The organism is Pseudomonas nabeulensis, assembly GCF_004682045.1.
Lineage (GTDB): Bacteria > Pseudomonadota > Gammaproteobacteria > Pseudomonadales > Pseudomonadaceae > Aquipseudomonas > Aquipseudomonas nabeulensis.
This window is the reverse complement of sequence record NZ_QUZT01000037.1, coordinates 55,773-70,858: the sequence shown is the minus strand read 5'-3', so window position 1 is coordinate 70,858 and position 15,086 is coordinate 55,773. Positions and strand designations below refer to the sequence as shown.

General features: G+C 61.5%; 13 protein-coding genes. 1 reads left to right on the top strand and 12 read right to left on the bottom strand.

The features are described from left to right. Positions 1-283: 283 nt before the first annotated feature. Positions 284-1,177, bottom strand: a complete 894-nt coding sequence (locus DYL61_RS19290; RefSeq protein ID WP_135309645.1) for a LysR family transcriptional regulator — start codon at positions 1,175-1,177, stop codon at positions 284-286. Positions 1,178-1,253: 76 nt separating this feature from the next. Between DYL61_RS19290 and alaE the strand changes: the two genes are divergently transcribed. Continuing rightward, positions 1,254-1,718: an L-alanine exporter AlaE gene (gene alaE, locus DYL61_RS19285; RefSeq protein WP_135309644.1), complete on the top strand. Its 465-nt coding sequence runs from the start codon at positions 1,254-1,256 to the stop codon at positions 1,716-1,718. Here alaE and DYL61_RS19280 read toward each other — a convergent pair whose 3' ends face one another. From DYL61_RS19280 to DYL61_RS19230, 11 genes are all read right to left on the bottom strand, one after another. After that, complete coding sequence (locus DYL61_RS19280) at positions 1,719-3,875, bottom strand: TonB-dependent siderophore receptor (RefSeq protein WP_135309643.1); 2,157 nt, start codon at positions 3,873-3,875, stop codon at positions 1,719-1,721. Between the two features lie 241 nt (positions 3,876-4,116). Further along, entirely contained in the window at positions 4,117-4,602 is a 486-nt protein-coding gene (locus tag DYL61_RS19275) for a cytochrome P460 family protein (protein ID WP_135309642.1), read from the bottom strand. Next, complete coding sequence (locus DYL61_RS19270; protein WP_135309641.1) at positions 4,602-5,630, bottom strand: alpha/beta fold hydrolase; 1,029 nt, start codon at positions 5,628-5,630, stop codon at positions 4,602-4,604. Before DYL61_RS19270 ends, DYL61_RS19275 begins: the two co-directional genes overlap by 1 nt. Positions 5,631-5,769: 139 nt before the next feature. Next, a complete protein-coding gene (locus tag DYL61_RS19265; RefSeq protein ID WP_135309640.1) occupies positions 5,770-8,346 on the bottom strand; it encodes an autotransporter family protein in 2,577 nt (858 codons plus the stop codon). A 245-nt stretch (positions 8,347-8,591) separates the two neighbouring features. Then, entirely contained in the window at positions 8,592-9,353 is a 762-nt protein-coding gene (locus DYL61_RS19260; protein WP_135309639.1) for a PIG-L deacetylase family protein, read from the bottom strand. Positions 9,354-9,529: 176 nt separating this feature from the next. Further along, the gene (locus DYL61_RS19255; protein ID WP_135309638.1) at positions 9,530-10,189 is read right to left on the bottom strand and encodes a glycosyltransferase family 2 protein; all 660 of its coding nucleotides are present in this window, start codon (positions 10,187-10,189) and stop codon (positions 9,530-9,532) included. Next, the gene (locus DYL61_RS19250; protein ID WP_135309637.1) at positions 10,186-10,785 is read right to left on the bottom strand and encodes an SAM-dependent methyltransferase; all 600 of its coding nucleotides are present in this window, start codon (positions 10,783-10,785) and stop codon (positions 10,186-10,188) included. Before DYL61_RS19250 ends, DYL61_RS19255 begins: the two co-directional genes overlap by 4 nt. Next, entirely contained in the window at positions 10,782-11,540 is a 759-nt protein-coding gene (locus DYL61_RS19245) for a PIG-L deacetylase family protein (RefSeq protein ID WP_105699447.1), read from the bottom strand. The genes DYL61_RS19250 and DYL61_RS19245 overlap by 4 nt, the downstream gene beginning before the upstream one ends. After that, positions 11,537-12,535 (bottom strand): acyl-CoA dehydrogenase family protein, encoded by a 999-nt coding sequence (locus DYL61_RS19240; RefSeq protein WP_135309636.1) that lies wholly within the window; start codon positions 12,533-12,535, stop codon positions 11,537-11,539. The genes DYL61_RS19245 and DYL61_RS19240 overlap by 4 nt, the downstream gene beginning before the upstream one ends. 1 nt (position 12,536) lies before the next feature. Continuing rightward, on the bottom strand, positions 12,537-14,696 hold the full coding sequence (gene glgX / locus DYL61_RS19235) for a glycogen debranching protein GlgX (RefSeq protein WP_135309635.1): 2,160 nt from the start codon (positions 14,694-14,696) through the stop codon (positions 12,537-12,539). A 125-nt stretch (positions 14,697-14,821) separates the two neighbouring features. Then, positions 14,822-15,064 carry a DUF2934 domain-containing protein gene (locus DYL61_RS19230; protein WP_135309634.1) on the bottom strand — a complete coding sequence of 81 codons (243 nt, stop codon included), beginning with the start codon at positions 15,062-15,064 and terminating at the stop codon, positions 14,822-14,824. Positions 15,065-15,086 lie beyond the last annotated feature (22 nt).

Here is a 15,086-nt window from a genome sequence, read left to right as displayed (position 1 = left end):
GAAAGCCGCTCATCTGCTGTTTCCTTAACTGACAAGCATTAGGGCTTGCCCCCGATGACTGAGTGTCAGCCGCCACACAGGCAAGCTGACCCACCGCCATCGGGAGCAAGCTCCCTCCCACATTTGGACGTGTGCCGGGCCAGGAAACCCAGTGCACCTTCAATCCCTGTGGGAGGGGGCTTGCCCCCGATGACTGAGTGTCAGCCGCCACACAGGCAAGCTGACCCACCGCCATCGGGAGCAAGCCCCCTCCCACAGTTGGTTCTGTGACGGGCCGGGATTCTCAACCGGTATAACGCAGGGTCTCCCGCAACAACGTAAACGCCGGCGAACTCTGCCGGCGACTCGGGTAGTACAAGTGATACCCGGAAAACGGTTCGCACCAATCTTCCAGCACGCGTACCAACCGACCTTGCGCCACATGCTCAAGCACCACGTCTTCGGGCATGAAGGCCAGCCCCAAACCCTGGAGCGCCGCCTGTAGGCGCATGGCGATGGTGTTGAAGACCATCTGGCCTTCGACGCGCACGTTCACTTCCTGCCCGTTCTTTTCGAATTCCCAGGCATACAACCCGCCGTGGGTCGGCATGCGCAGGGTGATGCAGTTGTGGGCCATTAGGTCATTGGGGATCTTCGGCGCAGCGTGGCGTGCGAAATACGCTGGCGACCCCACCACCGCCATGCGCATTTCCGGCCCGATACGCATCGCGATCATGTCCTTGGCCACTTGCTCACCCAAGCGCACCCCGGCATCAAAACCCTGCGCGACGATATCGGTGAAGCCGTAGTCGACGATGATCTCGATACTGAGGTCTGGATTATCCGGCAGCAGTTTGCCCAGCGCCGGATGCAACACGCTGATCGCACAATGCTCGCCCGCCGTGATGCGCAGCTTGCCCATCGGCTTGTCGCGGTATTCGCTGAGCAAGGCCAGTTCGCTGTCGATCTCCTCGAAGCGCGGCGCGATCACCCGCAGCAGGTGCTCCCCGGCCTCGGTCGCCGAAACACTGCGGGTCGTGCGCGCCAGCAGGCGTACGCCGAGGCGCTCTTCCAACTGGCGCATGGCGCGACTCAGGGCCGGTTGGGACATGCCGAGGCGGGCAGCGGCGCGGGTGAAGCTGCGCTCCTGGGCCACGATGGCGAAGATTGCCAGCTGGTCGTAGCGTTCAGTGGTCATTGATGCGCCTTTGGTATAAACAGAAGGTGATTATGCCTACTGTATGACGCTCTGAACGAGCAGGAGGTAAACGATTTTGTCTTCTTCGACCGAAGGGCGCCGCGACAGGTGGCGGTCTTTTGCCGCCGATACGCTGGCGTTGATCATATTTTTTACGGTGACCGGCATCCTCAATGAGCGCTACATCGCCGGGATGGGCTGGGACCAGGTGTTGCACGCGCGGATGCTGGGGGCAGGGCTGATGGTGCTGTCCGGACGACCCTATGGGCTCTGGCGTGATTGGATCATGGGATTTGCCAGTGCAAGCAGGCGCTCACAATTGCTGTGGGATTCCCTCGCGCTGGTGAGTTTCCAGGTGCCGATCTATGCCGGCATCCTGGCAATCAGCGGCGCCAACGCCGCCGAAGTGTTGCACGGCACAGTGGGTGTGACGGTCATCATGTTGACCCTTGGACGGCCCTATGGCGCGTTCCTCAATTTTGTCCGAGCGAGGTTTGGCTTGCCGGCCGGCGGGGACAAGCCAATGTCGTTGAATAGCTGATCAGAAGCTGTACTTGGCCGTCACACCAAAGCTGCGCGGGTTGCCGTAGGTATCGGTAGCACCCCAGGTCGGGCTGGTGCCAATGGCGGAGTAGTAAGTGCGGTCGAAGATGTTGTTCGCATTCACTTGCAGGTCCAGATTTTTGTTCACCTGATAACCCGCCATCAAGTCCGCGACCGCATAGCTGCCTTGCTCCAGGCGATAGCTGCCACCGTTGGCGAGGGTGACGTCGTTATACATGCGGCTCTGCCAGTAGACGTTGCCACCGATGCGCAGTTTTTCCAGGGGGCCCTGGAAGCGGTACGCAGTTGTGAGCTTGAACAGGCGCTCCGGGGTGTCGGTGTCGAAGCGCTGGTTGTCGTTGGCGGGGTTGGTGTCCTTGATGTAATGGGCGCGGGTGTAGGTAAACCCACCGCCGACTTGCCAGTTTTCGGTGACGGCGCCTTGCAGTTCCAGGTCGATACCCTGGCTGCGCACCAGGCCGGAGGCTTCGTAGCAGGTGAGTTCCGGGCAGCCCAGTTGGGTGGCGGCTTCGGTGGCGCGGTTTTTCTGGTCGATCTGGAACACCGCCAGGCTGGCGTTGAGAGCGCCATTGAAGTATTCGCCCTTGATGCCCACTTCGTAGTTTTCGCCGACGATGGGTTCCAGCACTTTGCCCGACAGGTCCTTGCTGCTTTGTGGGGTGAAGATGTCGGTGTAGCTGGCGTAGACCGAGTATTGATCGTTCAAGTCGTAGATCACGCCGGCATAGCGGGTGAGGTTGCGGGTGACCTTGTAGTCGCCGTCGCCTTGGCGGTCATCGTAGTCATACCAGTCGACACGGGCGCCGAGGATGACCTTGAGCGGGTCGGCCAGGTTCAGGCGCGTGGTCAGGTAAACGCCGTCCTGAGTGGTAATGCTATGGCTCTTGCCGTCACGGGTGAAGTTGGGCTTGGCACCGTTGAGCGGGTAGTTGGTGTCGTAGGGCGCGTACTCCTTGGAGGTGGCGTCGTAGATGCGCTTGCTGGTGCCGACCACCACTTCATGGGTGCGGCCGAAGGCTTCGACCGGGCCGCTGGCGAAGGTGTCGAAGGCGTACTGTTTGTCATCCTGGTGGGACTGGTAGGCGGTACGTGCGAGAGTGGTTTCATAGCGGGATTGATAGGTGCCCGTGAACACGCCATCCAATTGGGACGAGGAACCGGCGACGTGAAGCTTCCAGCCGTTGTCGAAACGGTGTTCAAGTTCACCGAACACCGTGTCGATGGTCAGCTTCTTGTTTTCCCAATCACTGCCGGGGTTGGTGGAGCGGGGCAGGTTGAGGTGATGACCGTCGGTGCCTAGGGGCAGGCCGCCCCAGAACAGGTTGGTCTGGTCTTCCTGGCGCGAGAAGCCCAGGGTGGCGGTGGTGTCTTCGTTCAGGTCTGCCTCGCCGATGGCGTAGAACAGGCCGTGATCGCTTTCTTCACCGTCACGGAAACTGTTGGCATCGCCGTATGAACCCACCACGCGGCCACGTACCGTACCGCTGTCATTGAGCGCGCTGGAAGCGTCGAACTCACCGCGATAGTCGTCCCAGCTACCGGCGGCGCCAGTGATGGACACCTGGGGCGTCGCGGTAGGGCGCTTGCGCACAAAGTTGATCGCAGCCGATGGGTTGCCGGCGCCGGTGACCAAGCCCGTAGCACCACGAATCACTTCCACACGGTCAAACATCGCCAGGTTCGGCTGCACGCTGTTGCTGTAGCCGGAATAGCTGCTGGGCAGGCCGTCGAACATCATGTTGTCGATGTCAAAACCACGGGAGCTGTAGGTTTGTCGCCCAGGGCCGCTGGCCTGGCTGAGGAACAGGCCGGGGGTGTTCTTGACCACATCATTGACGCTGGTCATGGCCTGGTCGTCCATGCGCTGGCGGGTGATCACGGTGACAGCCTGGGGTGTTTCGCGCATGGTCAGCGGCAGTTTGGTTGCAGTGGCCATCTCGCCGGTGGTGTAGGACTGCGTACCCTCTGTGGTTTCGCCCAGTTGCTGGCCGGAGATCTCGGTGGCTCCCAGTTCGAGCGTGGCCGCAGGCTGTTCGATGTCGGCGGCGAAGGCCGCTTGTGACGTTGCAAGACAGATAGCCATGGCCATCAAACTGGGTGAAAAACCTTTACCGCCGTGTTGTTGCACAGACATGGAACGTACTCTCCCCGAACGCCGTCCCTGGCGAATAATAAAAGTGTTGATAATTATTCGCATCAGTGTGACAGAACGTTTCCAGGCAAAAAAGCCTTTAGGGAGAATTGGTTAACGAAATTTTCACATTGAGGAGGGTGGGCAAATTGCCATGTTTACGCGAAAGGCGGCGCTACATGAAAAACGCGGTGGTCCAGTTACCCCGGACCACCGCGCTCTGTTCTGATAAACGAGATGGCGATCAGGGCGCCAACTTGGTGAACACGTAATCACGATCCTTCACTAACGCCTGATGGCATGCAAAGCAGGTCTGATGCTGCGCTTCATCCGCCGGCTTGCCATTGATAAATCGCCCGAAACCCCAGCCACCGGTGGACGCGTATTTCTTCGAGTCCTTGACCATGAACTGCACCGTGGTGGCCGCGCCAGGGATCGACGCGGTCTTGAACTCCGGCGACGGTTCATGTTTCCACGCCAGCTTGGCCAATACGGTGCCGTCGGGGAAGGGTAGCTTGCCTTCCCGGTAGGCCTTTAATGCGGCGCTGTTGCCCAGCACCACACGCAGTTCGTTCAGCGGGTCAGCTTCCTGGGCGGGCGCCACCAGTTCCCATTGGCGGTAGCCATCGGGAATGGTCACGCCGTAGATCGGCGACGCGGCGCTGTCGGCGAACACGAGGGGGCTGGCAGCACTCGCCAGGGCCAATGCGGCCATGCACAGGCGCTTCATCACAACTTATCCGCGTCGATAATCGCCTTGGCAAACGCCTCGGGCGCTTCTTGCGGCAGGTTGTGGCCGATGCCGCCGTTGATCAGGCGGAACTCGTATTTGCCGGTAAACCGCTTGGCGTAGTCCTCGGGCGCCGGGTGCGGTGCGCCGTTGGCGTCGCCTTCCAGGGTGATGGTCGGCACGCCGATGGACGGGGCCTGAGCGAGTTTCTGCTCCAACGGCTCGTATTGGCTTTCACCCTGGACCAGACCCAGGCGCCAGCGGTAGTTGAACACGGTGATCGCGACGTGATCCGGGTTCTGCAGGCCCTTGGCGCTGCGGTCGAAGGTGGCGTCGTCGAACTTCCATTGGGGCGAAGCGGTTTGCCAGATCAGCTTGGCAAAGTCGTGGGTGTTTTTCTGGTAACCGGCGGCGCCACGGTCGGTGGCGAAGTAAAACTGGTACCACCACTGCAATTCGGCCTTGGGCGGCAGGGGGTTCTTGCCTGCGGCCTGGTTGCCGATCAGGTAGCCGCTGACCGACACCAGCGCCTTGACCCGCTCCGGCCACAGCGCCGAAACGATGTCCGCCGAGCGCGCGCCCCAGTCGTAGCCGCCCAGCACGGCTTGCTTGATGTTCAGCGCGTCCATGAAGTCGATCACGTCGCTGGCCAGCGCTGCGGGTTGGCCGTTGCGCGGGGTTTTCGCCGAGAGGAAATGGGTGTCGCCATAGCCACGGGCGTAAGGGATCAATACGCGATAACCCTTGGCCGCCAGCAACGGCGCAACCTTGGCGTAGCTGTCGATATCGTAGGGCCAGCCGTGCAGCAGGATCACCGCTTGGCCGTTGGCCGGGCCGACTTCGGCGTAAGCCACATCCAACAGCCCGGCCTTGACGTGCTTGAGCGCACCGAAGGCCGATTGGCTCACGGGGGCCGGAACATTGATCTCGGGCATCTCGGCGCTGGCCATGCCCATGACACCGAACTGCAACAAAGCAAAGGCCAGGAAAAGTGGGCGTTTGGAGCGGCGATTCAACTGAGCGTGCATGGCGAGCCTCCTGTGGCTTGATGTGTGCCTGGCTCACAGTTGAACGCGGTGCTGTATCTGCTCTGTTTCAAAAAAGTGGTTGGGTTAAAGCTTTCTGTATCGCAGTGGCAACTGTACACACTGCGATACAAAGGCTCGGTCAGAACTCCATTCTCAAACCCACCGTGCCCTGGCGGCCGTTGAAGGCGTTGCTGTCCAGATTGCGGTTGTAGCCCACTTCGCTGTACAGGCTGATGCCTGGGGCCACCTTGAGGCTGGCGCCGAGACTCACGTTCAGCGTGGTGGACTTTTGCTCGGTGTCGATATCGGTGACGTCGGCAAAGGTCACCGTGTTTTTCCCGCCAGCGGTGTGCCAGACGTTGGCGCGGGCATAGGGTTGCAGTGGCATTCCGCTGACCTGGTAGGCACCGCTCAGGCGCACGCCGAGGCGGGTGGTAAGGGCTGTGTCTGCGTTGTATGACACATCCGAGACGCCGTCATTCTGCCTGTCCAGTTTGGTCTTGCTCACGATCAGCTGGGCCTGGGGTTCGATTTTCCAGTTCGGTGTCAGCGGGAATGGCCAGCCTACTTCCGCTGATGCGGCCAGGTTGTGCCCGCGGGTTTTCATCTTCACGCCGTCGTTCGAGTCGTTGTGACCGCTCAGGCGTGTGCCCATCACGACCAGGTCGAGGTAGGCCCGGCTGGGGTTGATCAGTGTCCAGTACATGCCCAGGCTGTCGCTGCGCAGGGTCGTGCTGCCGGCATCCTTGTTCTGCCAGCCACCGTTGAATCCTTTGATGTCACCCCTCAGGCGGCTATGGCCCACGAAGAACCCGATGCGCTGGGTCAGGCCGTTGTCCAGGGTGTTGGCAAACAGGTCAGTACCCACCTGGAATCCCGTGATGGAACTGTCCAGCGTAGGGTTCACCGTGCCGGCAAAACTTTGTCGACTATTGCTGCCGTAGACGCGGCCCCATCCCGCCGGGAACGCGCCCGTCTGTTGCTGTTGGCTCTGATCGCCCATGCGTTCGTGATAAGTGCCCAGCATCGCCTTGATTACCTGATCGGCAGCCGGAAACTGCGCTGCGTAGACCGGCACGCTCGCACGGTAGGTTGGAATCGGCCTGATGACCGGATTCGGTGGCAGGGGCGGTGTTCCCTCCACCGGTTTCGGAAGCGGCACGACAATCGTCGGGTCCGGCGGAATCGGTGGGGTGACCGGGACGGTGGAGCGCAGATAGTAGTTCTCGGCAGTGCCGGCAGTGACGCCGCCCTTGAACAGGAAGTAGTCGAATGCACCGGCCTTGACGGGCGCGGCCAGCGTAAAGGCGCTGGCGCTGCCGGTGGCGCCGTTGGTGGCCAGCACCACCTGAATACCGTCCTGTAACGTTGCTGCGCCCGTGCCTCCGAGGTTGGTGATGCTGATCCCGGTATTACCCCCGATCGTTCCCTGGCTGATCACCAGCTTATCGCTGGCTGAACCGTCAGCGCCGAGCACGGATTGCAGGGCGAGCGTGCCGCCAGTGCCGCTGTAGTTGCCATTGACGGTCAAGGTATCGGTAGCGATCGAACTGCCGGTGGTCATGTCAATCATGCCGCTGTTGTTCAGGGTCACCAACTGCCCGCTGGTGAATGGGCTGATGACGCCGGTGTTGACCAACAGTTTGCTGCTGCCACCCAGCGTCATGGTGCCTGTGCCCGTGCCTGCATCGCCCAAGACAAATGTGCCGCCGAGCGTGAAGGCGGCGTTATTTTGCAGGATCACGTTTTCCCAGTTGGTATAACGCCCCGGCGTGGTGGCCTGGGCATTATCGAACGTCAGCGTATCGGTGCCGACACCCCCGTCAATCAAAGGTGTGGACGCGAGGATGGATTCATTCAGGTTCTGTAGCAGAGCGGTATCGTTGTCTGGCCCCAGCAGGATAAAACCATGGATGGACCCGCCGCCGATCCAGCTGAAGATGTCATTGCCGTTGCCCGCGAGGATCTGACCGTTAACGGTTCCGCCGCTGATGGTGATGGTGTCGATTCCACTACTGGTGCTGATGTTGCCCCCAATATAGCTGGTGCCCGAGACCAGAATGATGTCTCTGCCAAGGCCGGTCACCAGGTTGCCGATAATCGTCCCGCCTCGCATATCGAACAGATTGTTATCCAGCTTCATATCGACGCGGCCGATGCTGCCGCCGGTCATCAAGGCATCGTCACCGTCCTCGAAGAACCCGGGAATGGTGCCCCCGCTCATTGAGAATTTGTCGTGGCCGTCGCCTTGGGATAACGAGGTAATGGTGCCCCCGCTCATCGAAAAAGTGTCGACACCGTCGCCCTGGCTGATCGCTCCGGCTTGTCCGCCGCTTATTTGCACCACATCGGCCCCAGAGCCTTGCAAAACCGGGGAATTTACCTGCCCTTGAAATAGACGAAAAATATTGGCCCCATCCCCCATGTTGACCCCACCTATACCGATGACCGCACCGGGCGTATTCAACTCAATCAAGTCGTTGCCGGCGCCATAGGTAACGCTTTGTACACTGCCGTTACCGGAAGGGAAGGTCAGGGTGTTGTTGCCTTGTAGGTCGACCAAGGCCCCACCTGCGCCGCTGGTGCAGGTGATCACGTCATCCCCGGCGGTAATTGTGTAAGGACACGCTTGTGCGCTGTCGGTCAACGTTGCCAGCCCTGCGCATACGGCAAGTGATAAGCCCAGGTAAGTCCACTCAAGCGCTTGTTTGTTCATTATCCGTCCTCGTCCGCTGCAACCCATGGCACCGGCCCCAGCAGCGGGCACGGTTCACACCATGGCAACAACGAACGCGATACGGATCAGGGAAAGCGGGTTACCTGTTCGAAAACACCGGCCAATGCAAAGGGTTGGCATGGCTTTCTCGACTGCACCTCAAGCGGCGCAGCGCTTTTTGCACCTTAGTCATAGGTTCAGCAGAGCGCTACTGTCAGAATTAACAGGTACAGACGAGTCAGGGGCTACGAAAGCACGATCTCATACGGTTCGCGCATGCGCTCCAGGAGTACTTGGGCGAGCATGGGTGGCAAGCCGATTTCGGGATCGCCCACCAACTGACTGGCGTACGCATGGGCCGCATGGAGCTTGCGCGCTACGCTCCAGGTGTCCAGGCGTACCTTGCGCGCCCGTTGCCAGGGAATCACTGCGCCGTCGCGGGCAGGCCAGTGCCAGGCCCAGATCGGTAACTCATACAGCTGCGCGCCCACCAGGCTGCAAGCCTTGGCGCTGGCGCGGCCGACCGTGTCATGGTCATCATTGCCATCGTGGCGCCAAGTGGAAAACACCACATCGCCAGGCTGCAGATAACGTGCAATGAACTGGCACAGTTGCGGCTCACGGGCGGCCAGGGCGTTGTCGCAAAAACCACCGCGTATCCATTTGAGGCTGTGCAACGGCATGCCCAGGCGACGCAGCGCTTCGGCACTTTCCTGGGGGCGCACCACGCTCAAGCGGCTGGCCGGCCATGCATGGGAGCCTGGATGGCTGGCGCTGCCGTCGGTGATGGAGATCAGTTGCAGCCGGTGTTCCAGGGTGCTGAGCAGTTGCAGCAAGCCGCCGCAGGCCAGCACCTCGTCACCGGGGTGAGGCGCGATGATCACCACGCGTGCACCCGGCGGCACAAGCGTGCTGGCCGCGATAGGGGGGATTTGCGCCAACTGCGGCGCGCTGTTCCAGATTTGCGCCGGGCCGCGGCGGCCGTCGCTTAACGAGGCAGGCTTCATGGGTGTCACGTCCTTGTCGAATGATGCGGGGTCGTACCCCGTTGACGGGACGACGCTCTTTTTTCCACCACAGGCTCCGCTGCGATGGTTGCGTGATAATCCAACCCTGGATTACCAGCAAGGCGTCCTGAGCATAGACAAGGTTTCGGCGCTTTTACATGAAACCACGGCGTTTTTTATGAAGCCTGCAACAGACTCCGCAAATAATCACCAAAACCACCTTGAGCCCGCGACGCCAATCGCGCACTGGTGACCACTTGCGGGCTGTGGCTCCAGGCAATGAGGGCGCCGCTGCGTTCCAGGTCGCGCACCAATTGCACATCTTCATGACACGCCAACGGCTCAAATCCTCCGGCCCGCACGTAGGCACCCGCACTGATGCCGAGGTTGGCACCATGGATGTGGCGATGACCGTCGTGAGCCTGATAGGCCTGGTGATAGCGAATCTGCGCTGCCGGGTCGAAGCCCTCGCTCCAGGCATCCACCGTCACGGTGCCGCACACGGCATCGGCTTCCAGCGCCAACTGCGCCACCAGCCAATCCGGGGCCACACGACTGTCGGCATCGGTGCACGAGATCCAGCGCGCGCCCTGGTTGAGCAGATGCCGTGCACCGACTCCGCGTACATGGCCCACATTGCGCACGTGCAGCTCCAGGCGCTCAACCGCAAAGGTCTGGGCAATCTCCGCACTGGCGTCGCTACAGCTGTCGAGTACCACCAGAATCTGCACCGGTTCGCCCAACAGGCCCGGATGATGAGCGGCAATCAACGCCGCTTCAAGGCACTCGCCCAGCAAGTCTTCTTCGTTATGCACCGGGATCAGAATGCCGATCATCGCAGGCCCTCTAAAGTGGCGACCGAGGTGCCGTCGCGGCCCCACAGGTCGAGAAGGAAGTCATCTTCGTGGTGCCTGGCCAACAGGGCCATATCCAGGCGCTCCTGGAGCATCTCGTGCACTTGCCCGGCCGTTTGTGGGCAACCTTCAATGGCCGGGCGCCAATGGCACGCCAGCACTTGCCCATCGTCGGCCAAGCTGTCCAGGGCCAGCTCAATCAGTCGACCCAGGTCGTCGCGGTCGAGGTAATAACACAGCTCACTCAGGACGATCAGATCGAACTGGCCCGTCGGCCATTGCGCGGGCAAACAGCTCTGCTGGACGTGCACGTGGGGAAAACCCAACAGACGGTTGCGCGCCAAACCCACGGCGGCTGCGGCGGTATCGCAGCACAGCAGCCGATCACAACGCGGCGCCAGCTCACAACTCAGCTCACCGTTGGCACAGCCCGGCTCGAACACCGAGGCATAGCGTGGCCGGGTGAGCATCGCCAGGGTCATGGCGCGTTTGCGGCGTTCATACCAGCGTTGGCGAAAGGCCCACGGGTCATCGTTACCGGCAAACAGTTGGTCGAAGTAGGGCGTGGTCACGCTCATGCAAACACCACCTCAAAAGGTTGCAGCAGGCGCTCGACCACATAGGGGGCCAGCACCGGTGGCAAGCCGATCTGCGGGTCGCCCTCCAATTGGCTGGCAAACGCATGAATGGCATGCCGCTTGCGGGCGATCGCTTCGCAGCTCAACGGGATTTTACGTGCGCGATGCCAGGGAACCTGGCGGTCTTCGGGGGTCGCCCAGTGCCAGGTCCACACGGGCAATTCATATAAGGTGGCGCCCACGGTCAGCGCGGCCAGGGCGCTGGCGCGACCGACAGCTTCGTGGTCACAGTGGCCGTCTTCGCGCCAGGTGGTGAACACCACATCCGTGGGTTTGAGGTGGTGCTGGATAAACGCAGCCAAGGCCTCCTCGCGCTCGGCGACCTTTGTGTCGGTAAAACCTGCGCGCAGCCATTTCACACTGTGCAGGGGCAGGCCAAGACGATGCAGCGCCTGGGCCGATTCCTGCGGACGCACCACGCTCAAACGTTCCACCGGCCAGCGTCGCGAGCCGGGGTGGCTGGCGCTGCCGTCGGTGACCGAGATCAGTTGGATCGGCCGGCCCAATGCGGCGAGGCCCTGCATAAGACCGCCACAACCGAGTATCTCGTCGTCCGGGTGTGGTGCGATGATGACCGCGCGATGGCCCTCGGGGACCAACTGTTCGACGCTGACCTGCGGCAGTTGCGCAATCTGCGTCGAAGCCTGCCAGCGATGCAACGGCGTGCCCTGGCCCACAATCGGATTGGGTTTCATAGTTGCCACCTCCCTGTGGAGTCGTCGGCCACCTGTTCACCCAGGGCGGCCAGGTCGCGCTCGGCATGACTCTGGCGCACGTACACCGGCAGGTCTGCCATCAACTGGGCGAAATGCGGGTCCTTGCAATAGGGGCCAGCCCCCACGGCGCGGCCAACATGGCGCATCACTTGTTCAACGGTATCCTCGATGCTGGCCCGAACTTGCTGGGCCAGTTGCCTGGCATCGGCCTTGGGGTCCTGGTCGACCTGTTCCGCACTCGCCCGCAGCACGCAAGCGGCACTGTTCAACGCGCTGTCGACGGCACCCAGATGGGCCAGCGCATGGGGTTCCGGGCGCTTGCTGCACTGTTCACGGAGCACTTCCGCCAGGCGCTGGGCCGCGCCATACCAGCACGCGGCGATGCCAACGCCGCCTTGCCAAAAACCAGGGCGTGCCAGGTAGTCGCCGGGGCTGCCGACCGCAATCCCACTGGCGCCCGCGAACACGACTTCGACACTGCCGGTGGCCGCCATGCCAACCGCCTGCCAACCGTCTTCGGTGACGGTAATGCCGGGTTGGTCCATCTGCACCGCCACCAACTGTTGGCGATCCTGCTCGTCCCACGCGGTCAATAGACCGTGGCTGACCACCGCCGCACCGGAGCACCAGGCCTTGCGCCCATCGAGTATCAAGCGCGGGCCTTCATGCCGAATGCGCACCTTCGCCGTCGGAGGTTCAGCCGCCCACATGCCCCAGGTACTGCCCAACGGCGGCAGCGGGCTGTGCAATTCGGCGATGATCGCCAGCGCGTCGGTATGGCCTTCGAACAGCTTGCACAAGCGCAGGTCATGCCCGGCGACCTGGGCCAGGCGGCTGAAGCGCTCCAACGTCTGCCCGCTGCCGGGCAGGGGCAGTTGGTCCAGGCCTTCCTCCTGAAGCGCCCTCAGGGCCTCGCCCAGGGCCTGCGTGTTCGCGTAACCCCGGTAGCCTTGAAGGAAGCCATGCAGTGCCATGTCATTCCTCTCCCTCATATTGCAGTTCGAACAATAGCAGCGAGCGACCGGTGACCGCATATTCGTGGTCGAACTCGAAACGTTCCTGGCCGCGCACCGAGGTTTGATTGGTGTCGACCATGCACGTCCAGAAGCCACCCTCGGGCACCGGCGGCAGGCGGAAATTGACCATGTCGTGGTGGGCGTTCACCACCAGCAACAAGGTGGCATCGGCACCGGGACGACGGATGCCGGTTTCCTGGGCGCGGCCATCCATCAACATGCCCAGGCAACGGCCATGGCTGTCTTGCCACTGCTCGATGGTCATCTCATTGCCGTCCGGCGCCAGCCAGGTAACGTCCTTCACGCCGATGTCTTCGTTGTAGTCACCCACCAGGAAGCGGCCACGGCGCAGGATCGGGTAGGTCAAACGCAACTTGATCAGGCGTTTCACAAACTTGAGCAGTGCCTTGCCGTCGTCGTCCAGGTCCCAGTTGACCCAACCGATTTCGCTGTCCTGGCAATAGGCGTTGTTGTTGCCATGCTGGGTGCGGGCGAACTCATCACCGGCGACGATCATCGGCGTACCTTGGGCCAACAGCAGCGTGGCGAAGAAATTGCGCATCTGGCGCAGGCGCAGCGCGTTGATTTCCGGGTCATCGGTGGGGCCTTCGACGCCGTGGTTCCACGATAGGTTGTTGTTGCTGCCGTCCTGGTTGTTCTCGTCGTTGGCTTCGTTGTGCTTATCGTTGTACGACACCAGGTCATGCAGGGTGAAACCGTCGTGGGCGGTGATGAAGTTCACCGAGCTGTATGGCCTGCGTCCACGGTGGTTGAACATCTCGCCCGAGGCGGTCATGCGTGCGGCGAAGTCGGCGAGTTGGCCGTCATCGCCTTTCCAGAAGGCGCGGACTGTGTCGCGGAAGCGGTCGTTCCATTCCACCCAGCCCGGCGGGAAATTACCCACCTGATAACCGCCAGGGCCGCAGTCCCACGGTTCGGCGATGAGTTTCAGCTGGCGCAGAATCGGGTCTTGGCGGCAGGCGACCAGAAAGCTATGGCGCTCGTCAAAACCGTCACGGTAGCGACCGAGAATGGTCGCCAGGTCAAAGCGGAAACCGTCGACGTGCATTTCTGTCGCCCAATAGCGCAGCGAGTCGGTGACCATTTGCAGCACGCAGGGGTGGCTCAGGTCCAGGGTGTTGCCGGTGCCGGAATCGTTGATGTAGAAGCGCTTGTCGTCAGGCATCAGGCGGTAGTACGAGGCGTTGTCGATGCCGCGCATCGACAGGGTTGGGCCGCGCTCGTTACCTTCGGCGGTGTGGTTGTAAACCACATCGAGGATCACCTCGAGCTTCTGTTCATGCAGGTGCGCAACCATTTCCTTGAACTCGGCAATTTTGCCGCTGGCCAGGTAGCGCGGGTCCGGGGCGAAAAACGCGATGCTGTTGTAGCCCCAATAGTTGGTCATGCCTTTTTCCAGCAGATGCTGGTCGTTGACGAAGGCGTGCACCGGCAACAACTCCACCGATGAAATGCCCAATTGGCGAATGTGCTTGAGCACATCGTCTTCCATCAACCCGGCACACGTGCCGCGCACCGACTCGCCCACGGACGGGTGGCGCATGCTGATGCCGCGCAGATGGGTTTCATAAATGATTGTGCGGTCCCACGGCACTCGCACCGGCTGGTCGTTGCCCCAGGTATGTGCGGGGTCGATCACTTTGCATTTGGGCACGAACGGTGCGCTGTCGCGTTCGTCGAAGCTAAGGTCATCGTCGGGATGGCCGATGGTATAGCCGAACAGTGCCTCGGACCATTTAAGCGACCCCACCAATTGCTTGGCATAGGGGTCAATCAGCAATTTATTGTGGTTGAAGCGATGGCCGTTGGCCGGGTCATAAGGGCCGTAGACGCGATAGCCGTAGATCAGCCCAGGGTGGGCGTCGGGCAGGTAGCCGTGGAAGGTCTCATCGGTGTATTCGGGCAGTTCGATGCGTTCCAGTTCCACTTCGCCGGCATCGTCGAACAGGCACAGCTCAACCTTGGTGGCGTTGGCGGAAAACAGTGCAAAGTTGACCCCCAGGCCATCCCACGTGGCGCCGAGGGGGAAGGGCAAACCTTCACGAATCCGCGACGGCTCGTTGCTCGGTGCCGGTGGGGTTATATCGGGTTTGCTCATTTAGATGCTCCTGCAAGGGTGTTTTTCGGGCCGAACGGGGCCGTGCCGACTGGATGCCAGTGAGTGATCAGGTTGGAATGCGATCCCCTTGTGGGAGCAAGCCCGCTCCCACAAGGGATGTGTGTTCAGCTGGCGGGCTTGCGCGGGGCCTTGGGCTTCTTCTCTGCGACAGGCTTGGCGGCAGCAGGTTTGGCCTTCGGTGCAGCCTTTGGCTTGGCCGCGGCTTTGGGTTTGCTCGGCGTCAGCGCTTCGGCTTCCGCCAGTTTGCGCGCCATCTCCCAGTGTCGCGCGTCTTCGCCATGGGGTTTGCCCTCGGACTCCCAGATCTGATGTGCCAGCTCGCGTATGCGTTTGTCTTCAGTACTCATCACAATGCTCCTCACAGAAAAT